The sequence below is a fragment of the Mycobacterium kyorinense genome (assembly GCF_002101735.1).
GTDB lineage: Bacteria > Actinomycetota > Actinomycetes > Mycobacteriales > Mycobacteriaceae > Mycobacterium > Mycobacterium kyorinense.
In genome coordinates this window covers 1-19,410 of sequence record NZ_LQPE01000098.1, presented here as the reverse complement: position 1 = coordinate 19,410, position 19,410 = coordinate 1, and the positions used below count along the sequence as shown (strand labels likewise).

The following is a 19,410-nucleotide window of genomic DNA, read 5'->3' as shown; positions in this document are numbered from 1 at the left end:
GGGCAGTCAAGGCATGGCAAAAAACAACAACAAACAAAACCACCAAACACACTATTGAGTTCTCAAACAACACCCATCCCAGCGGCCGCGCAACCAGCCCGCGGCGATTGCCGCGATCTGACAGAGCGGACAGGTGGAACATCCTCGAATGCCGAGGTATTCCTCAGGGATGCCGTCGCGTTGCGGACCCGCCGCAGCGCGACGTCAACAAGTTACGCGAGGGGAAACTGAGAGTCAAATGACCTGCTAGATCCCGAGTTTCGGCTCGCAGCATCACTCGACGCGCTCGACGCCGGCGATGTTCCGCTTGCCCCGGCGCAGCACCAGCCAGCGTCCGTGGAGAAAGTCGGTTGGCTGGGGCGTCCAGTCCTCGTCGCCGATCTTGGCGTTGTTGACCGACACCCCGCCCTCGGCGATCGTCCGCCGCGCAGCACCCTTGCTCGCGCACAGGCCGCTGGCCACCAGAAGGTCGACGATGCCGTCGGGCGCGCCGGGCTTCAATTCCGCCACCGGAGTCTCCCGCAATGCGGCGCTCAGCGTGGCCTCGTCCAGTCGCGTCAATTCCCCGCGGCCGAACAACGCCCGGCTGGCGTGTTCGACGGCTTCCGTTGCCGCCTCGCCGTGCACCAACGTGGTGAGCTCGCGCGCCAGCCGCCGTTGCGCGGCCCGCTCCTGCGGCCGCGCGGCCGTCGCCTCCTCCAGCTCGGCCAGCTCGTCGGCCGAAAGGAACGTGAACCAGCGCAGGTACCGGATCACGTCGGCGTCGGCGGTGTTGACGAAGTACTGGTACCAGGCGTACGGCGTGGTCAGCTCGGGGTCGAGCCAGACGTTGCCGCCGCCGGTGGATTTTCCGAACTTGGTGCCGTCGGCGGAGGTCACCAGCGGGACCGTCAGCGCATGCACACTGGCACCCATCTTCTGGCGCACCAGGCGCACCCCGGCGATGATGTTGCCCCACTGATCGGAGCCGCCGATCTGCAGCACGCAGTTGTGGCGCCGGTACAGCTCGACGTAGTCGTTGGCCTGCAAGAGCATGTAGCTGAACTCGGTGTAGGAGATGCCCTCGCCCTCGAGACGGCGCCGGATGGTGTCGCGGTCGAGCATCACGTTGACCGAGAAGTGCTTTCCGATGTCGCGCAGCAACTCGATCGCCGACATGTCGCTGGTCCATTCGAGGTTGTTTTCGACGATCGCTCCGGTCGGTGAATCGTCGAAGTCGACGAACCGTTCCAGCTGGCTGCGGATCCGGTTGGTCCATTCCAGGACGGTGTCGGCGGTATTGAGCACGCGTTCCCCGCTCTCCCGCGGATCGCCGATCAGGCCGGTGGCGCCGCCGGCCAGCACGATCGGCCGGTGCCCGGCGCGTTGGAAGCGGCGCAGCGCCAGCAGCGGCACCAGGTGCCCGGCGTGCAGGCTCGGCGCGGTCGGGTCAAACCCGGCATACACGGTGATGGGGCCTTGGGCTGCCGCGGCGGCCAGCGCGTCGAGGTCGGTGGACTGTGCAATCAGCCCGCGCCAGCTCAGCTCGTCGAGGATCGTGCCCATAGCTAGATCTTCTCCGATCTGCCTAGTCGCTGGCCCCTGGGGCGGGCGCTCGGGGGCTGCGTCGATAGGCGGAGACCTCCGGTCGGCCCTGCAGCCATAGCCGCCAGGGCCGGTCGGCCGCGACGCTGATACCTACCCGCGGACCGGAAACGGCGGCGAGGGTGTCGTTGAGTTCGAGCCGCACCGGGCTGTTCGGGTCGAATAGGTCGATGCCGTTGTCGTCCATCGTGATTCCCAGCGCCGAGCAGAGATTTCCCGGTCCGCGGGCCAGCGCGACCGTCCGGGCCGCGTCGCCTCGCCGGGACCGGGCGACGTCGGTGCCGCTGTCGATGGCGCCGGCGCGCAGTAGCACAGCGGCGGCTGTGCCGTCGGGACCGCAGGCGACGTTGGCGCACACGTGGATGCCGTGGCTGCGGTAGGTATAAAGCCGGCCCGGGGGTCCGAACATCACCGCGTTACGGCCGCTGATCCCGCGATACGAGTGTGCCGCAGCGTCCGGCCATGGGCCGTCCGGAACCCCGCCGTAGGCCTCGACCTCGACGATCGTCGCGCTGACACCGCGGCCGGTCAGGGTTGCGCCCAGCAGCCGCCGGGCGGCCGACAGCGGGTCGCCGGCAAGTTCGTCAGCGCTCACCGGAGAGATTCTGCCTGGCTCTTGACAGCCGAGCCGCAGAGGTAGATATTCATCGCATGATGACTTCATCAAGCGATGAATTACTTGCCCGGGGCGCCGACACGGCAGTCGACATCTCTCATCTGCGGGTGATTCGCGGGAAACGTCCTGCGCTGCATGACTTCTCGGTGCAGATCGCCCGAGGAACCATCACCGGGCTGCTGGGCCCGTCCGGCTGCGGCAAGACCACGTTGATGCGCTGCATCGTCGGCACCCAGATCGTCGCGTCGGGAAGCGTCACCGTCTTAGGACATCCGGCAGGTTCGGCCCCATTGCGTCGGCGCGTCGGCTATATGCCGCAGGACCCCACGATCTACAACGACCTGCGAGTCGTCGACAACGTCCGCTACTTCGCATCGCTGTACGGTTTCGACGCCCACGCCGCCGACGCAGCCATCGAGCGGGTCGGGCTGACCGATCACAGCACCGCCTATTGCGGGAACCTCTCCGGCGGTCAGCGCACCCGCGCTTCGCTCGCGTGCGCGCTGGTCTGCCGGCCCGAGCTGCTCGTGCTCGACGAACCGACCGTCGGCCTCGACCCGGTGCTGCGGGTGGATCTGTGGGAGCAGTTCCATGACCTCGCCCGGGGCGGGACCACGCTGCTGGTCTCCAGTCACGTGATGGACGAAGCCGACCACTGCGGTGACCTGTTGCTGATGCGCGACGGCCACTTGGTCGCGCACACGACCCCGACCCAACTACGAGAGGACACCGGATGCACGGGACTAGAGGAAGCGTTTCTGTCCATCATCAAACGCAGCACCACACGCCGAGCCGGCTAGGGCTGCAGGCCTACGCGGCGACTACCGCGCGGATCCTGCGGCAGTTGGCCGCCGACCGTCGCAGCGTCGCGATGATCGTGCTGGTGCCGATCCTGGTCATCACGCTGATGTACTTCATGTTCGAGAACGCGCCGCACCGGCCGGGCACGCCGTCGCCGTTCAACAATGCCTGCCTGATCCTGCTGGGGCTGTTTCCGCTGTTCTTGATGTTCATCATCACGTCGATCACCATGCAGCGCGAACGGGCTTCGGGAACGCTGGAGCGGATCCTCACCACTCCGCTGCGCCGGCTCGACCTGTTGATGGCCTACGGCACCGCGTTCTCGACTGCTGCTGCGGCGCAAGCGATTCTGGCCTGTATCGTGTCGTTTTGGTTCCTTGGCTTCGATACCGCCGGCAGCCCGGTGTGGGTGTTCGTGATCGCGATCGTCAATGCCGTGCTCGGAGTCGGGCTGGGCCTGTTGTGTAGTGCCTTCGCTCGCACGGAATTTCAGGCCGTGCAGTTCATCCCGTTGGTGATGGTGCCGCAGCTGTTGCTGGCCGGAATCATCGTTCCGCGGGGGCTCATGGCGACTTGGCTGCAGTGGATCAGCAATGTCCTGCCCGCCAGCTATGCGCTGGAGGCGTTGCAGCAGGTGGGCGCTCATCCGGAGCTGACCTGGATTGCGGTGCGCGACATCATCGTGGTGCTGGGTTTCGCGATAGCCGCACTGTGCCTGGCCGCAGCCACACTGCGCCGACGGACTCCGTAGTGGTCGCCAGCACCGGCCGCAGACGGCGCGGACGCCCGGCCGGAGTCTCCGATACCCGCGACCGGATATTGAAAAGCGCCCGGGAGTTGTTCGCGCGTAACGGGATTCACCAGACCTCGATTCGCGCGGTGGCGGCCGCGGCCGGCGTGGATTCCGCGCTGGTGCATCACTACTACGGCACCAAAGAAAAGTTGTTCGCCGCCGCCGTCCACATTCCGATCGACCCGATGGACATCATCGGCCCGCTGCGCGAAGTTCCCGTCGACGAGCTCGGCCACACGCTGCCGTCGACGTTGTTGGCGCTGTGGGATTCCGAGATCGGAGCGGGATTCATCGCAGAGCTGCGGTCAATCCTGGCCGGGTCGGAGGTGAGCCTGTTTCGCTCGTTCATCCAGGAGGTGATCGCGGTCGAGGTGGGTTCCCGCGTCGACAATCCACCGGGAAGCGGAATCATCCGCATCCAGTTCGTCGCCTCGCAGCTGGTGGGCGTGGTGATGGCACGCTACATCCTGGAGCTGGAGCCGTTCAAATCGCTTCCGGCGCAACAAATTGCCGAAACCATCGGCCCCAACCTGCAGCGCTATCTCACCGGGGATCTGCCGGGTTTGCCCGCGCCATGAGCCGGCCGTGCTCGTCGTCGTCGACGTCGCGAGCCTCGTCGACCAGCAGCACGGGGATGTCGTCCTCGATCCGGTAGGCGCGCCGCAGCCGCGGGTTGTAGAGCGTGTCGTCAATCAGCAGCAGCGGACCGCGGTCAGCAGGGCACACCAGGATGCTCAGCAGGGCGTCGTCAATCATGCGTGGCTGCCGGCGAGTTCGGCCCGCACCGACGAGGTCAGGCGCCGGAACTGGTTGCTGGAAGCGTCGAAATACCAGGCATGCCGCCCCGGCTTCGGGATACCGGCCGCGCGCAATGCGCTGACAGCGGGGCGGTAGGTGGCGCTGAGCGTCATCTCGGGGACGACGTGCACGATGTCGGGCCCCAGCCCGAAAGGCATGCCCGCCACCGCCTCCGTGAGATCCGCCGCTGTGATGGTGGCGCCCGGCCGCAGTGTCACGGCCGATACGGCGACGTGCTGTCCGTGCACCGACACGCCGTAGGTCACCGCGAGGTCGACACCGGTGATCAGGCCGAGCGCATCGGTGATCGGCTCGCAGTAGACCATGCCGCGCGCGGTGCGAATCACCGAGCCGCGGCGGCCCAGCAGCCAGTAGTCGCCGTCGGCGTCGCGGCGGAACAGGTATTCGGTGGAGATCCACGTGTCGGCGGGTGCGAAGACGCCGCGCTTCACCGACGCAGTGGGATCGATCGGACCGCGCGGTTGGGCCAGCAGCACTCCCGGCTCGCCCGCCTCGGCGATCTGTACGAAACCCTGGTCGTTCTCGAGGATCAGATCGTGTTCGGCGTCGTAGGCGCCCAGTTCGACGCGGCTGGCGCCCGGCAGCGGCCGGCCCTTGCTGCCGATCTTGGCGCCGGACACATTGGCCAGCACCGCCTGCCCGTCGGTGGTGGCGAAGAACTCGACGACATGTGCGGGCGCGAACACGTCGACGATGCGCTGCCACAATCCCGTCGGCATACCGGATCCGATGAACAGCCGCACCGGGTGATTGCCATGCAGCACGAAAGCCGGGTCGTCGATGACGTCGCGCAGCATCGCCCAGGTGTAGGACACCACGGTGACGCCGTACTGATGCACCTCGGCGACGAACCGGTCCGGGCGCAGCCCACGTGACAGCGCGATGCGGGCGCCGCCCACCACCGCCCCGCCCAGGCTCACCAGCAGGCCCGATTCGTGATGCAGCGGCGTCAGGCAGTACACCGTGTCGCTGCGGCCGAGCGCGGCAGTCGAGGCGGTTCCGAACGCCGACAACGCCCAGCGGTAGTTGGTGATCTGCTTGGCGACCAATTCGCCGCCGACCGTGCTGAACGCGACGAAAGCCAGGTCCCGCGCGAGCCCTGGGTTGGGCCGGTACCAGCCCGGCAGCTCGACCGCGTCTGGGTCGATCTTCTCCATGTCGATGACGCCCGCGTCGTCGGGCAGATGCAGATCGCGGGTCTCGCCACCGCCGAGAACCAGGACCTGGCCGGGCAATTGGCGTGCGGTCTCGAGGTTGGTGGGGTCGGTGATGATCTCCCTGACGCCGCCGATGCGGACCGCCGCGGCCAGATCGGCGTCGGGTCGCATCAGCACCGCGACCGCGCCCAGTCGGGACAGCGCGGCAATGGCGACCAGCGCGCTGGGACGCGTCTCCATCAGCACGCCGACGTGTTCACCCTGCCGGATGCCGACTTGGATCAGGCCGCGAACGACGTTGTCGATGCGCCGGTTGACGGCCTCATAGGTGTGCACCCGCCCGTCGAAGAGCAGGAATTCGCCCTGCGGCGCGTCGTGGGCCTGCTCGCCGATGATCCGGCCGAGCGAGATCCGGGTGTGGTCGTTGACCTGGCCCAGCCTTGCCAACCGGGGCAGGGTCCGGACCGTCTCGACCGCCAGCGTCCGCACAGACTTGTTGGCCGCCACGACCGCGTCGGCCGCGCCGCGGGCGACTGCCAGCGCCACTTCGGACGCCTCACCGATGCCGTGCACCACCCGCGAACTGAGTGCGACACCGCTGTCGGTGCGTTCGACCGGCTGGTCGGCCATCGGCACGATGCCGTCCGGCTTGCTGCCGTGCCCCGAGATCCACTGCACCCATTGCGCGACGGTCGGCCAAGACTGCTGTGCCGCTTTGGAACCGACGACCAAGCCGAAATGGCCTGCCCGCAGCGTGTACTCGTAGACGTCGGCGTTGGGGGCGGCGCGCCGGATCCCGCGCACCGCGGGCGGCTGGCCGATATCGTCGACCTCTCCGACGAAAGCCAGTACCGGGCAGGTGATGTCGGTCAACGTGACCAGTTGCCCGTTGATCGCGAAACCACCGGTCATCATCCGGTTGTGGGCGATGAACTGCTTGAGCAATTCCGAGACCGCGGGACCAGACCAGGCGATCCAGCCTTCGGACTCCAAGAACCTGCGCTGCGCTTCCCGGGGCAGCAACGCCTCACGGTCGTGCAGCTGGCGCACGAAGTCCAGCCGCGCCTTGGCCGTCTTGAGCGGGTCCATCATCTGGAAACCCATGCGCGCCAACCAACTTGGAATGTCCAACCGGTTGAACACGTGATCGGCCATGAAGTTGGCGGTTACCTGGGCAAGGTTGGGCGGAACTCCCATCGGCAGCGCGGCCAGGGTGTCCACCGGGGACCCGAACGCCACGATGCTGGCGATGTTCTTGGAACGCCGATATCCCGCCGCCTGGTAGCAGAACATCCCGCCCTGTGAATAGCCAACCAGGTGCACGTCCTGGCCGGCGCACTCGACCGTGGTGTCGATGGCCTCGCTCAACGCGACGATGTGGTCGGCCAGGTTGCGGCGCATGCCGCCCTCGACCTTGTCCGGTGAGCCGAAGTCGATCACCCAGGGGTCCAGCCCGGCGGCGTGCAGGATGCCGACGGCGCCCTCGGCCCGGGTGACGTCCCACATGTTCGCCGACATCATCATCGGGTGCACCAGCAACACCGGCGGGCCAGCGGGCGGTTGCCCGGGCCGGTTGTCGGGCGGGAAGTACCGCCGAAGCTTGTACATCGGAACGCTTTCGACAACCTGGAACGGCGACGGAACCGTCCCGGTCTCCAGGCCGCCGAGTCGCAGGACTTCGAGGCCGTTCTGCGCCGTCGCCATGAGACGCTCGACCGGTCGCGTGACCGCTGAAAGATGTAGGTCCACCGCTGCTCCCCTGATTGACCTGCATATTCTGGCACATCGCGAGGCACTACGTTCCGTTGCGCGTCGACCCGCTTCGCCCGGCTTCGCCGCGCTTCCGATCGCCGCTGATATGGGAGGCGTCTTGTCAAGTGGGCAGGGGGAAGCGGCGGCCGCAACCCGTTGTTGTGGCCGCCGCTTCGTTTGACCAGATAGGCCATTTGTGGGTGTCGAGCGTGTCGTATCGACGCGTGTCAGTCTGATATACGCGGGTTGGCTACCGCAGGACGGGACTTTCGAGTCGGAGCGGTCCGCTTGTCTAGAAATCGAGCGTGATCGGTTGTGCGACAACGCGATTACTCATAGCGGCATCGCGGGTCACTCCAAGACGCTTGCCGACACCCGGTGACTCATCTGGGCGTTTGTAGAGTGCTCAGTCGTCGAGGACGGCCAGCGACCAGCACCATCCGGCCAGCTCACGTGCGATTGCGGCGTTGGCGACCACGGAGCGTTTCTTGCGCTGGTCAAAATGCATCCAGCGTTCATGTAGGCGCCGGTTACCGGCCTGGCCGCGGGCTCGGGCGGCTGGGGATGCGGCATCCCAGCGCCGCCGCATCTCAGCGCCGGGCCGATAAGGGGCTCGGTGGTGCCAGGCGGCTTCGACCAGCAGCCGGCGGGCGTGACCATTGCCAGTTTTGGTAACTCCGCCCTGGGTTCGCGTCGCCCCCGAGGAGTACTCGCTGGGCACCAGCCCGAGGTAAGCGCCGATGCTGCGGCCGGTCAGCCGAGACCAGTCGCCGATCTCGACGGCAAGCCCGAACGCGGTCAGCGTGGACACCCCGCGCAGACATCCCAGCCGTGTCACCACCGGAGTGAATTGCGAATCAGTGGCCATCTCGGCGATCGCCGCATCAAGGCGCTCTCGGCGGTCGACGGTGGCCAGCATGGTGTCGAAAGCGGTGTCGTAGGCCAGCTGCAGGGCGGCGTTGTCGAAGCGCTGCCGACGCAGCCACCGCTCATGTTCGCGTATCCAGGCTCGCCCACCGCAGTACACGATTCCCTGGCGCAACAGCAGTTTCGACAGCCGGTGCCGAGCCGTCATCAAATCCCCACGGACATCCTCACGGGCCCGCACCAGATCCCGCGCGGCCTCCTGTTCGACCGTCGGGATCGCCACCGCCACAACCTGGCCCAGATGCAACAACCGCGCCAGATGCGCGGCATCGCGGGCATCGGTTTTGACCCGGTCTCCGGCTGGACGGATTAGCTTCGACGGCGCCGCCACAACACAAACGACCCCCGCCGCCAGCAAGAATCGAGCCAACCAGAATCCCGTCGGCCCCGCCTCATAGGTCACTGCCACCGGACCCGGCAGCGAGCGAACCCAATCCAAGATCTCGTCCCGGTCGGGGATCAACCGGCGCTCGAACACCTTCCCGGTATCCCCATCGAGCCCACACGCAACCACCGATCGTGCGTGCACATCCAACCCGACGCTCGTACGCTGAACCTTCACTGGGGCCTCCCACATCTGTGGCTCTACGGCCAGGACCCAATTCCCGACCGCAACCCACGTTCACATGTGAGTGAGGCCCCAGCCCCCATACCGTCTAGTCTCGGCCCGGTGGCGCACCTGCTCGGAGCCGAGGCCGTGCACCTCGAATACCCCACCCAGGTCGTCTTCGAGTCGCTGACCGTCGGGGTGAGCGACGGCGACCGGATCGGCATCGTGGGACGAAACGGCGACGGCAAATCCAGCCTGCTGGGTCTGCTCACCGGCTCGGTGCGTCCGGATTCCGGACGGGTCACCCGCCGCAGTGGGCTGCGGGTGGGGGCGCTGAGTCAGGCCGACACTCTGGACCCGGGCCGTACCGTCGGGGCGACGCTGGTCGGCGATCGGCCCGCTCATGAATGGGCCGGCGATGCTCGCATCCGCGACGTGGTCGGTGGGCTGGTGTCCGACATCGACTGGGACGCAACGGTTGCGACGCTCTCCGGCGGGCAGCGACGACGGGTGCAGCTGGCCGCGCTGCTGGTCGGCGAGTGGGACGTGATCGCGCTGGACGAGCCCACCAACCACCTCGACATCGAAGGAATCACCTGGCTGGCCGGCCACCTGGGCCAGCGGTGGGCTCGCAACACCGGTGGGCTGCTGCTGGTGACCCACGACCGCTGGTTTCTCGACGAGGTGGCCACCACGACGTGGGAGGTGCACGACGGCACCGTGGAGCCGTTCGAGGGCGGCTACGCCGCCTACGTGCTGCAGCGTGTCGAGCGGGACCGGCGCGCCGCCGTCGCCGAGGCCAAGCGACAGAATCTGATGCGCAAGGAGTTGGCCTGGCTGCGCCGTGGAGCGCCGGCGCGCACGTCGAAACCGAAGTTCCGGATCGACGCGGCCAACCAATTGATCGCCGACGTGCCGCCGCTGCGCAACACCGTGGAGTTGGCGAAGCTGGCGACCGCCCGGCTGGGCAAGGACGTGATCGACCTATTGGACGTCTCGGTGTCGTTCGGCGGCCAGCCGGTGTTGCGTGATGTCGAGTGGCGGATCGGGCCCGGGGAGCGCAGCGGCATCGTGGGAGCCAACGGCGCGGGCAAGTCCACGCTGCTGGGGCTGATTGCCGGCACGGTGTCGCCGGACACCGGAAAAGTCAAACGCGGCAAGACTGTTCGGCTGGCCATGCTCGACCAGCGGGGCGACGAACTTGGGTCCTTGTCCGGCGACCGAGTGGCCGACGTGCTGGGACGGTTACGCAGCGGCTATCAGGTCGACGGTCGCGACGTCACGCCCGCACAGCTGTTGGAGCGGCTGGGATTTGCCCGTGCGCACTTGTCGTCGCGGGTCGGTGAACTTTCCGGCGGCCAGCGCCGCCGGTTGCAGTTGATGCTGACGCTGCTGGCCGAGCCCAATGTGCTGCTGCTCGACGAACCCACCAACGACGTGGACACCGACATGTTGGCGGCGACCGAGGACCTGCTGGACTCCTGGCCCGGCACATTGATCGTCGTCTCGCACGACCGGTATCTGCTCGAGCGGGTCACCGACCAGCAGTACGCGATTCTGGACGGCCGGCTGCGGCACCTGCCCGGCGGTGTCGACGAATACCTGCGGCTCTCGGCGGCTTTGGCGGCCAAAGAACCCGCACCCGGCGCTCGCAAGTCGACGTCGGGTGCCGAACTGCGCGCCGCGCAGAAGGAAACGGCTGCGGTCGAACGCCGGTTGGCGCGACTGGCCGAACAAATCGAGGCCAAACACGTCGAGCTTGCCTCACACGACCAGACGGACCACGTCGGTTTGAGCCGGCTCACCCAGGAACTGCGTGGCCTCGAAAGTGAAGTCGCCGCGATGGAAAACCGTTGGCTGGAGCTATCGGAGCTACTGGAGGGCTAGCGCCGCAACCGCTGCCGCAGCTCCTCAACCGCGCCGCGAACGCTGTCCAGCTGCTTGGCGACCTGGATCGGCGCGGTACCGCCGCGAGCGTCGCGCGACGACACCGACCCCTCGGTGGTCAGCACCTCGCGGACTTGCGGCGTCAGCTGCGGGCTGATCGCGGCCAGCTCCTCGTCGGTGAGCTCCTCCAGCCCGACTCCGCGCTGCTCGGCGGCCCGCACCGCCGCGCCAGCCGCCTCATGCGCGATGCGGAACGGAACACCCTGTCGCACAAGCCATTCAGCGATATCGGTGGCCAGCGTGTAGCCGGCCGGAGCCAGCGCGGCCATCCGCTCGGTGTTGAAGGTCAAGCTACCCACCAATCCGGCCATCGCCGGCAGCAGCAGCTCCAGCTGCGCCACCGAGTCGAACACCGGCTCCTTGTCCTCCTGCAGGTCGCGGTTGTAGGCCAGCGGCTGCGCCTTCAGCGTCGCCAGCAGCCCCGCCAGGTTGCCGATCAACCGACCAGACTTGCCGCGGGCCAGCTCCGCGATGTCGGGATTTTTCTTCTGCGGCATGATCGAACTGCCGGTCGACCACGAGTCGTGCAGCGTGACGTAGCCGAATTCGGTCGAGCTCCAGATGATGATGTCCTCGGCCAGGCGCGACAGGTCCACCGCGATCATCGCGAACACGAACGCCGCTTCGGCCGCGAAATCCCTTGCGGCCGTGGCATCGACGGAATTGTCGGCCGCTGCCGCGAAGCCCAGCTCATGCGCGATCGAGTCCGGATCGAGCCCCAGCGACGACCCGGCCAGCGCCCCGGAACCGTACGGGGACACCGCGGTCCGCTTGTCAAGGTCGACGATTCGGTCCACGTCGCGCAGTAGCGGGTGGGCGTGGGCCAGCAGGTGGTGGGCCAACAGGATCGGCTGCGCGGACTGCAGGTGCGTCTTGCCGGGCATGATCGCGTCGGGGTGCGCGGCGGCCTGCACGGCCAGCGCAGCAACGACGTCGAGCACCCCGGCGGCCACCCGGCGCGACGCGTCGCGCAGCCACATTCGAAACAGCGTGGCCACCTGGTCATTTCGCGACCGGCCGGCCCGCAGCCGGCCGCCCAAGTCGGGCCCGACCCGGTCAATCAGGCCGCGCTCCAGCGCGGCATGCACGTCCTCGTCGGTGGGCAGCGGACCGAAGCTGCCGTCGGCCACATCGTGGGCGAGGCTGTCCAACCCGGCCAGCAGGCCGTCGCGCTGCTCGGCGGTCAACAGCCCGGCCCGGAACAACACCTGGGTGTGCGCTTTAGACGCGGTGATGTCGTACGGCGCCAGCACCCAGTCGAAGTGGGTGGATCGACTCAGCGCGACCAGCGCATCGGACGGGCCGTCGGCGAACCGGCCACCCCACAGCGATCCCTGGTTGGTACTCACCGCTGCTCGGCGTCCAAATCCCTGCGCGCCGCGATCTTCGACGACAGGCCGTGCACGTAGACGAATCCCTTCGCCTTCGACTGGTCGAAGCTGTCGCCCTCGTCGTAGGTGGCCAGGTTGAAGTCGTACAGCGACTCGGGGCTGCGCCGCCCATTGACCGCAATATGCCCGCCGTGCAACACCATTCGGATCTCGCCGGTCACATGCTCTTGCGTGGTGGCGACAAAGCTCTCCAACGCCGTCTTCAGCGGCGAGTACCACAACCCGTCGTACACGAGTTCGGCCCAGCGCTGGTCGGTCAACCGCTTGAACCGGCCGAGCTCACGCTCCAGAGTCACGTGCTCGAGCTCGGTGTGCGCGGTGATGAGCACCATCGCGCCCGGGGCTTCGTAGATTTCGCGGCTCTTGATGCCCACCAGACGGTCCTCGACGACGTCCAGCCGCCCGACCCCCTGCGCGCCGGCGCGGGCGTTGAGCTCCTCGATGGCTTGCAGCACCGAGACCGGTTTGCCGTCGATGGACACCGGCACGCCCTTGTCGAAACCGACGATCACCTCGTCGGGGGTGTTCCAGTTGACGGTCGGATCTTCGGTGTAGGCGTAGACGTCCTTGGTGGGCGCATTCCACAGGTGCTCCAGGAACCCGGTTTCCACCGCGCGGCCCCACACGTTCTGGTCGATGGAGAACGGCGACCGCTTGGTCACGTTGATCGGGATGGCGTTCTCCTCGGCGAACGCGATGGCCTTCTCCCGCGTCCAGGCATAGTCGCGCACCGGCGCCAGCACTTCCAGATCCGGTGCCAGGGAGGCGAATCCGACCTCGAAGCGGACCTGGTCGTTGCCCTTGCCAGTGCAGCCGTGCGCGACGATGCTGCCGCCGTGTTCGCGGGCCGCGGCCACCAGGTGCTTGACGATCAGCGGCCGGCTGATCGCCGACACCAGCGGGTAGCGGTCCATGTAGAGCGCGTTGGACTGGATGGTGGGCAGGCAATAGCCCTCGGCGAACTCGTCGCGCGCGTCGACGACGACCGCCTCGACCGCGCCGCAATCCAGCGCACGCTGACGCACCACCTCCATGTCCTCGCCGCCCTGGCCCAGGTCGATCGCGACCGCGACGACCTCCCGACCGGTCTCCTTGCCGATCCAGCTGATCGCCACGGAGGTGTCCAAACCGCCGGAATACGCCAGAATGACGCGCTCGGACATGAACTGATCTCCTTATGTCACTTGAGGTTTGCGAAAGTTGCTGCCAGCTCGGCACCGGTCATCGGCTCGCGAGCCGCCACAAAGATGGTGTCGTCACCGGCGATGGTGCCGACGACGTAGGGCAGCGCCGCCCGGTCGATGGCGCTGGCCAGGTAGTCGGCGGCGCCCGGCGGGGTGCGCAGCACGGCGAGGTTTCCGCTGGCGTCGGTGGACACCAGCAGCTCGCTCAGCAGCCGCGAGAGCCGCCCGGTGCCACCGGATACGCCGCGCACCGGGCTGCCATCCTCGGGCACGACGTACACCCCGGCCCCGCCGTCGGCGCCGCGCAGCTTGACCGCGCCGAGCTCTTCGAGGTCCCGTGACAGCGTGGCCTGGGTGACCTCGATGCCTTCGGCGGCCAGCAGGGCAGCCAATTCGCCTTGGCTGCGCACCGACTCCGACGACAGGATCGCGACAATGCGGGCCTGCCGGCCGGCGCGGGTGATGTCGGGTGTGGTCTTCGAACGCGTCATCGCGACCGCTCCAGCAGCCACACCAACAGCGCCTTCTGCGCATGCAGCCGGTTCTCGGCCTCGTCCCACACCGCGCTGTGCGGACCGTCCATCACCTCGTCGGTGATCTCGTGCCCGCGGTGAGCCGGAAGGCAATGCAGCACAACGGCTTCCGGGTCGGCCAGGGCCAGCAGGCCGGCGTTGACCTGGAACGGACGGAACGGCGCCACCCGGTCCAGCCCGTCGTCCTCCTGGCCCATCGACGTCCAGGTGTCGGTGACCAGCACGTCGGCATTCGTCGCGGCCGCGTGCGGCTCGCTGGTCACCGTCACCGACCCGCCGGTGGCGGCGGCCCGGTCTTCGGCGGCGGCCAGCACCGTCTTGTCGGGCGTGAAGCCCTCCGGAGCGGCGATTGTGACGTGCATGCCGGCGGTGACTCCGCCGAGTAACAGCGAATGGGACATGTTGTTGGCGCCGTCACCGAAATAGCTGAGCTTCAAGCCCGCTAGTGTGCCCTTGCGCTCGGCGATCGTCTGCAGATCGGCCAGAACCTGGCACGGGTGGAACTCGTCGGAGAGCGCGTTGACGACCGGCACTGTCGCCGTCGACGCCATGGCGTCGAGCCGGTCCTGGCCGAAGGTTCGCCACACGATCGCATCGACGAAGCGGGACAACACTTTTGCGGTGTCCTGCAACGTCTCGTCGCGGCCCAGCTGAGTGCTGCGACTGTCGACGACGACGGCGTGCCCGCCGAGCTGCGCGATGCCCATCTCGAAGGAGAACCGGGTGCGGGTGGAGTTCTTGTCGAAGATCACCGCGACGCCGCGGGGCCCGTCGAGCGGTCGGCGGCTGTACGGGTCCTTCTTGAGCTCGGCGGCCAGGTCGAGCACTTCGGCCTGCTCTTGCGGCGAGAGGTCGTCGTCGCGCAGGAAATGCCGGGTCATAGTGTGCCTCCGGCGGTGTCGAGGATGCCGGGCAGCGCGGTGATGAACGTGTCGATCTGGTGCTCGGTGACGATCAGCGGCGGCGCCAGCCGGACCACGTTGGATGCGGCGGCGTTGACCAGGAAACCGGCGGCGCGGGCAGCGGTTTCGACGTCCTTGGCCCGCGGCGCGGAAAGCACCACGCCGCACAGCAGGCCGCGGCCGCGCACGTGGTCGACCAGCGGATGGTCGAGCGCTTCGATCCCCTGCCGCAACGACTTTCCCAATACCTCGGCGCGGCGCACCAAATCGTCGGCGGCCAGCGTGTGCAACACCGCCAGCGCCGCCGCCGCGCAGATGGGGTTGCCGCCGAAGGTGCTGCCGTGCAGCCCGGGGGTGAGCAACTCTGCGGCCGGGCCGGTGGCCAGACATGCCCCGATCGGCAGCCCGCCGCCGAGCCCCTTGGCCAGCGTTACCACGTCGGGCGTGATGCCGTCGTGCTGGTGAGCGAAGAACGAGCCGGTGCGGCCCATCGCAGTCTGCACCTCGTCGAGCACCAGCAGCGCGCCGTGCCGGGAGGTGATCTCGCGTGCCGCAACCAGATACCCGTCGGGCGGGACGACGACCCCGCACTCCCCCATGATCGGCTCCAGGAAGACGGCGGCGGTGTCGTCGGAGACCGCGGAGGCCAGCGCGTCGGCGTCGCCGTACGGGACATGGGTGACGTCGCCGGGCAAAGGCGCAAACGGCGCCTGCTTGGCCGGTTGTCCGGTCAACGCCAGCGAGCCCATCGTTCGGCCGTGGAATGCCTCTTGTGCGGCAACCAGTTTCGTGCGCCCGGTGAGCCGCGACAACTTGAACGCCAACTCGTTGGCCTCGGTGCCCGAATTGCAGAAGAACACTCGAGCGTCGGCGCCCAACAGGCCAACCAGCGCCTCGGCCAGCGCCACGGCAGGTTCGTTGACGTACAGGTTCGAGGTGTGGCCCAGCGTCGACATCTGCCGGGTGACGGCCTCGATGACGGCCGGGTGACGGTGCCCCAGGACGTTGACCGCAATGCCGCCGAGCAGGTCCAGGTACGAGTTGCCGTCCACGTCGGTGACCACGGCGCCGTCGCCGCTGGCCAGCGCCACCGGCGGCACCCCGTAGTTGTTCATCATCACCGCAGACCACCGCTGCTGCATGTCCTGTGTGCTGCTCACTCGCTCACCACCTTGGTGCCGGTGCCTTCGTCGGTGAACAGTTCGACCAGCACGCAGTGTTCGACCCGGCCGTCGATCACGTGCGCGCTGGGCACCCCGCCGCCGACTGCACGCAGGCAAGCTTCGACCTTGGGGATCATCCCGGTCTCCAGGGTGGGCAGCAGTTGCGCCAAGGTGGCCGTGTCGATTTCGCTGACCAGCGAATCACGGTCGGGCCAACGGGTATACAGCCCTTCGACGTCGGTGAGCATCAACAGCTTTTCGGCTCCCAGTGCTTCGGCCAGCGCCGCCGCGGCGGTGTCGGCATTGATGTTGTGGACCACGCCGTCGGCATCCGGCGCCAGCGTCGAAACGACCGGAATACGCCGCGCGGCAATCAGATCCCGCACCGCGGCGGTGTTGACGTGGTCGACGTTGCCCACCAGCCCGATATCGGTGGCCACGCCGTCGACCGTAACGCTGCGCCGTACCGCGGTGAACAGCTGCGCGTCCTCGCCGGTGATTCCGACCGCGTACGGGCCGTGCGCATTGATCAGGTTCACCAGTTCGCGGCCCACCTGACCGAACAGCACCATCCGTGCCACCTCGAGCACTTCCGGTGTGGTGACCCGGAATCCGCCCTTGAAGTCGCCGGGGATGCCGAGGCGTTGCAGCATGGCGCTGATCTGCGGCCCGCCGCCGTGCACGACGACCGGGTGGATGCCGCAGTTGCGCAGAAACGCCATATCGGCGGCGAACGCGTGCTTGAGCGTGTCGTCGGTCATCGCGTTGCCGCCGTATTTGATTACGACGATCTTGCCGTGCAGTTGCTTGCGCCAGGGCAGGGCTTCGGCCAGGACCTGCGCTTTGACCTGGGTGGGTAGTTCGCTGGTCGTCATGAGCTGTAGGCCGAATTCTCTTCGACGTAGCCGTGCGACAGGTCGGTGGTGCGGATGGCGGCCCGGCCCTGGCCGAGTTCTAGGTCGACGACGACGTCGATGTCGGCACCGGACAGATCCACCTCGCGTGCGCCCGGCGCGCCGGTGCCGCCGCTGAAGACCGCAGAACCGTTGAACGACACCGTGATCCGGTCAGGATCGAGCCGAAACGGCGCCATGCCCACCGCGGCAAGCACCCGGCCCCAGTTCGGGTCGGACCCGAACAACGCCGTCTTGACCAGGCTGTCGCGGGCGATCAGCCGGGCCGCAACCAGCGCGTCGTCGTCGCTCGGGGCGCCGGTCACTGTCACCGTGATGCGTTTGGTCACGCCTTCGGCGTCGGCCTGCAGCTGGGCGCACAGGTCGTCGCACACCCGCAGCACCGCGTCGTCGAGTTCTGCTTGGCTGGGCGCGATTTCGCTGGCGCCGGATGCCAGCAGCAGCACGGTGTCGTTGGTGGAGCAGCTGCCGTCGATGTCGAGGCGCTCGAAGGTTGCGGCGCTGGCGCGGCGCAGCGCGATGTCGAGCGCGCCGGCGTCAGCGACGATGTCGGTGGTCAGCACGCACAACATGGTGGCCAGCGACGGCGCCAACATGCCGGCGCCCTTGGCCATCCCGCCGATCGTCCAGTTGCCGGGGTGGTGCAGCGCAACCTGTTTGGGCACCGTGTCGGTGGTCATGATGGCGCGCGCCGCGTCCTCTCCCCCGGTCAGCCCGCCGGCCATTTCGTGCACGATTTCGCCGACTCCGGCGAGCACCTTGTCCATCGGCAGCCGATCGCCGATCAGCCCGGTGGAGCAGACAGCGACCTCGATCGCGCCGGTTTCGGTGCCCCAATCCGACAGGGCGGCGGCGACGGCCTCCGCGGTGGCGTGGGTGTCCTGGAAACCGGCGGGCCCCGTGCAGGCGTTGGCGCCGCCGGAGTTGAGTATCACCGCACGCAGCCGCCCGGTGGTCAGCACCTGCTGACTCCACAGCACCGGCGCGGCCTTCACCTGGTTGCGGGTGAACACTCCGGCCGCCGCGTAGTCCGGGCCCTCGTTGAACACCAACGCCAAATCCGGTGCGCCGCTTGTCTTGATGCCCGCGGCGATGCCGGCGGCCCGAAATCCCTCCGGCGCCGTGACCCCCTGCGTGCGCACCAGCCGTGCTGCGTCGGCTGCAGTCACGGCGCCACCCCGACCACCGAAAGGCCCTCGGTCTCCGGCCAGCCCAGCGCCAGGTTCATCGACTGCACGGCGGCGCCGCCGGTCCCCTTGACCAGGTTGTCGATCGCGGCGATCGCAACGAGCGTTGCCGCGTCCTGGTCCACCGCCACCGCGATATGGGCGGCGTTGCTGCCGATCACCGCCCCGGTGCGGGGCAGCTGACCGTCCGGCAGCAGGTGAATGAAAGGCTCTGCCTGGTAAGCCTTTTCGTAGGCAGCGCGCAGCTGCGATACCGGGGCCGCGGTGCGTGCGGTACAGGTGGCCAGGATGCCCCGTGAGGTCGGAATAAGCACCGGCGTGAACGACACCGTGACGTCGCGGTCGGTGACCGTCTTCAGCCCCTGCACGATCTCCGGAGTGTGCCGGTGCGCGCCGCCGATGTTGTAGGCCCGCGCCGAGCCGATGACCTCCGAGCCGAGCAGGTCGGCCTTGACTGCCCGCCCCGCGCCGGACGTGCCGCTGACCGCGACCACCGTGACGGCGGGGTCGACGAGATCCTCGGCGACCGCGGGAAGCAGGGCCAGCAGCGCCGCCGTCGGATAGCAGCCCGGCACCGCGATCCGGCGCGCGTCTTTGAGACGCTCACGTGCTCCCGGCAGTTCCGGCAGGCCGTACGGCCAGCTGCCGGCGTGCGCCGAGCCGTAGAACCGCTCCCACGCGTCGGCGTCGGTGAGCCGGAAGTCCGCGCCGCAGTCGACGAGGAGCGTGTCGGCGTCGAGCTGTTCGGCCAGCGCCGCCGAATGGCCGTGCGGCAGCGCAAGGAACACCACGTCGTGGCCGCCCAGCACCTCGGGTTCGGTCGGCTCGAGAACCCGCTGAGCCAGCGGCGTCAGGTGCGGATGGTGTTCGCCCAGTGGGCTGCCGGCGCTGGCCGCCGCGGTCAGCGCGCCGATCGTGAGCCGGCCGTCGGCATATGCCGGGTGGCCGAGCAGCAATCGCAAGATTTCGCCGCCGGCGTAGCCGCTGGCACCGGCCACCGCTACCCGCATCGTCATGCCGCCCAGTTTTGCATGACTATGCATAGCAGTGCAAATTATTCTGGTCGCGAGGGTGCGCGTCGCCGGACGACACGCCGTGCGAAAAGCCGGGTCTGCGCACGCTGACCGGAAAATACCCACGGTGAGGTGACGGCGTGAAGCGGCCCGCAGGGCTGGTGGAGCGGGTGGTGT

18 protein-coding genes are annotated in these 19,410 nt (G+C 68.0%); 5 read left to right on the top strand and 13 right to left on the bottom strand.

What is annotated here, in order from left to right; genetic code table 11:
- On the top strand, positions 1 to 242 hold a 242-nt coding region (locus AWC14_RS29195), incomplete at its 5' end, for a hypothetical protein (protein ID WP_211282298.1).
- 31 nt (positions 243 to 273) lie between these two features.
- On the opposite strand, the gene tyrS is transcribed toward AWC14_RS29195, so the two are convergent.
- Positions 274 to 1,545: a tyrosine--tRNA ligase gene (gene tyrS, locus AWC14_RS11535; RefSeq protein ID WP_045384564.1), complete on the bottom strand. Its 1,272-nt coding sequence runs from the start codon at positions 1,543 to 1,545 to the stop codon at positions 274 to 276.
- A 22-nt stretch (positions 1,546 to 1,567) separates the two neighbouring features.
- Positions 1,568 to 2,179, bottom strand: coding sequence for a DNA-3-methyladenine glycosylase (locus AWC14_RS11530; RefSeq protein WP_045384566.1), 612 nt, complete (start codon positions 2,177 to 2,179; stop codon positions 1,568 to 1,570).
- A 56-nt stretch (positions 2,180 to 2,235) separates the two neighbouring features.
- Between AWC14_RS11530 and AWC14_RS11525 the strand changes: the two genes are divergently transcribed.
- The 3 genes from AWC14_RS11525 to AWC14_RS11515 are packed head-to-tail and all read left to right on the top strand — an operon-like array spanning position 2,236 to position 4,372.
- Positions 2,236 to 3,000 (top strand): ABC transporter ATP-binding protein, encoded by a 765-nt coding sequence (locus AWC14_RS11525; protein ID WP_045384569.1) that lies wholly within the window; start codon positions 2,236 to 2,238, stop codon positions 2,998 to 3,000.
- A gap of 2 nt (positions 3,001 to 3,002) precedes the next feature.
- The gene (locus tag AWC14_RS11520; RefSeq protein WP_235216040.1) at positions 3,003 to 3,752 is read left to right on the top strand and encodes an ABC transporter permease; all 750 of its coding nucleotides are present in this window, start codon (positions 3,003 to 3,005) and stop codon (positions 3,750 to 3,752) included.
- Positions 3,752 to 4,372: a TetR/AcrR family transcriptional regulator gene (locus AWC14_RS11515; RefSeq protein ID WP_045384571.1), complete on the top strand. Its 621-nt coding sequence runs from the start codon at positions 3,752 to 3,754 to the stop codon at positions 4,370 to 4,372. Before AWC14_RS11520 ends, AWC14_RS11515 begins: the two co-directional genes overlap by 1 nt.
- On the opposite strand, the gene AWC14_RS11510 is transcribed toward AWC14_RS11515, so the two are convergent.
- The 3 genes from AWC14_RS11510 to AWC14_RS11500 all read right to left on the bottom strand — a co-directional run bounded on the left by AWC14_RS11510 (position 4,338) and on the right by AWC14_RS11500 (position 9,011).
- Complete coding sequence (locus tag AWC14_RS11510; RefSeq protein ID WP_045384572.1) at positions 4,338 to 4,550, bottom strand: Trm112 family protein; 213 nt, start codon at positions 4,548 to 4,550, stop codon at positions 4,338 to 4,340. The two genes, AWC14_RS11515 and AWC14_RS11510, sit on opposite strands and share 35 nt — an antisense overlap.
- Complete coding sequence (locus AWC14_RS11505; RefSeq protein ID WP_057003546.1) at positions 4,547 to 7,519, bottom strand: acyl-CoA synthetase; 2,973 nt, start codon at positions 7,517 to 7,519, stop codon at positions 4,547 to 4,549. The genes AWC14_RS11510 and AWC14_RS11505 overlap by 4 nt, the downstream gene beginning before the upstream one ends.
- A gap of 409 nt (positions 7,520 to 7,928) precedes the next feature.
- Positions 7,929 to 9,011, bottom strand: a complete 1,083-nt coding sequence (locus tag AWC14_RS11500; protein WP_428838962.1) for an IS110 family RNA-guided transposase — start codon at positions 9,009 to 9,011, stop codon at positions 7,929 to 7,931.
- A 108-nt stretch (positions 9,012 to 9,119) separates the two neighbouring features.
- On the opposite strand from AWC14_RS11500, the gene AWC14_RS11495 reads away from it, so the two are divergent.
- Positions 9,120 to 10,886 (top strand): ABC-F family ATP-binding cassette domain-containing protein, encoded by a 1,767-nt coding sequence (locus AWC14_RS11495; protein ID WP_045384578.1) that lies wholly within the window; start codon positions 9,120 to 9,122, stop codon positions 10,884 to 10,886.
- Here the strand turns inward: AWC14_RS11495 and argH are convergent.
- From argH to argC, 8 genes are read right to left on the bottom strand one after another with little or no spacing between them, the layout of a single operon-like run.
- Entirely contained in the window at positions 10,883 to 12,295 is a 1,413-nt protein-coding gene (gene argH, locus AWC14_RS11490) for an argininosuccinate lyase (protein WP_045384580.1), read from the bottom strand. The genes AWC14_RS11495 and argH overlap by 4 nt on opposite strands.
- Positions 12,292 to 13,500: an argininosuccinate synthase gene (locus tag AWC14_RS11485; protein WP_045384582.1), complete on the bottom strand. Its 1,209-nt coding sequence runs from the start codon at positions 13,498 to 13,500 to the stop codon at positions 12,292 to 12,294. Before AWC14_RS11485 ends, argH begins: the two co-directional genes overlap by 4 nt.
- Positions 13,501 to 13,517: 17 nt before the next feature.
- Positions 13,518 to 14,012 (bottom strand): arginine repressor, encoded by a 495-nt coding sequence (locus AWC14_RS11480; protein WP_045384584.1) that lies wholly within the window; start codon positions 14,010 to 14,012, stop codon positions 13,518 to 13,520.
- Complete coding sequence (argF, locus tag AWC14_RS11475) at positions 14,009 to 14,935, bottom strand: ornithine carbamoyltransferase (protein ID WP_057003545.1); 927 nt, start codon at positions 14,933 to 14,935, stop codon at positions 14,009 to 14,011. Before argF ends, AWC14_RS11480 begins: the two co-directional genes overlap by 4 nt.
- A complete protein-coding gene (locus AWC14_RS11470) occupies positions 14,932 to 16,116 on the bottom strand; it encodes an acetylornithine transaminase (protein WP_045384585.1) in 1,185 nt (394 codons plus the stop codon). Before AWC14_RS11470 ends, argF begins: the two co-directional genes overlap by 4 nt.
- Positions 16,113 to 16,994 carry an acetylglutamate kinase gene (gene argB / locus AWC14_RS11465; RefSeq protein WP_085241268.1) on the bottom strand — a complete coding sequence of 294 codons (882 nt, stop codon included), beginning with the start codon at positions 16,992 to 16,994 and terminating at the stop codon, positions 16,113 to 16,115. The genes AWC14_RS11470 and argB overlap by 4 nt, the downstream gene beginning before the upstream one ends.
- Positions 16,991 to 18,202: a bifunctional glutamate N-acetyltransferase/amino-acid acetyltransferase ArgJ gene (gene argJ / locus AWC14_RS11460; protein WP_045384590.1), complete on the bottom strand. Its 1,212-nt coding sequence runs from the start codon at positions 18,200 to 18,202 to the stop codon at positions 16,991 to 16,993. Before argJ ends, argB begins: the two co-directional genes overlap by 4 nt.
- Entirely contained in the window at positions 18,199 to 19,236 is a 1,038-nt protein-coding gene (argC, locus tag AWC14_RS11455) for an N-acetyl-gamma-glutamyl-phosphate reductase (RefSeq protein WP_045384592.1), read from the bottom strand. The genes argJ and argC overlap by 4 nt, the downstream gene beginning before the upstream one ends.
- Positions 19,237 to 19,410 lie beyond the last annotated feature (174 nt).

What these genes read in the sequence shown, in the direction of transcription:
- tyrS (WP_045384564.1), bottom strand. Translation starts at nt 1,545, where the DNA reads ATGGGCACGATCCTCGACGAGCTGAGCTGGCGCGGGCTGATTGCACAG.
- AWC14_RS11525 (WP_045384569.1), top strand. Translation starts at nt 2,236, where the DNA reads ATGATGACTTCATCAAGCGATGAATTACTTGCCCGGGGCGCCGACACG.
- AWC14_RS11510 (WP_045384572.1), bottom strand. Translation starts at nt 4,550, where the DNA reads ATGATTGACGACGCCCTGCTGAGCATCCTGGTGTGCCCTGCTGACCGC.
- AWC14_RS11485 (WP_045384582.1), bottom strand. Translation starts at nt 13,500, where the DNA reads ATGTCCGAGCGCGTCATTCTGGCGTATTCCGGCGGTTTGGACACCTCC.
- AWC14_RS11480 (WP_045384584.1), bottom strand. Translation starts at nt 14,012, where the DNA reads ATGACGCGTTCGAAGACCACACCCGACATCACCCGCGCCGGCCGGCAG.
- argF (WP_057003545.1), bottom strand. Translation starts at nt 14,935, where the DNA reads ATGACCCGGCATTTCCTGCGCGACGACGACCTCTCGCCGCAAGAGCAG.
- argB (WP_085241268.1), bottom strand. Translation starts at nt 16,994, where the DNA reads ATGACGACCAGCGAACTACCCACCCAGGTCAAAGCGCAGGTCCTGGCC.
- argC (WP_045384592.1), bottom strand. Translation starts at nt 19,236, where the DNA reads ATGACGATGCGGGTAGCGGTGGCCGGTGCCAGCGGCTACGCCGGCGGC.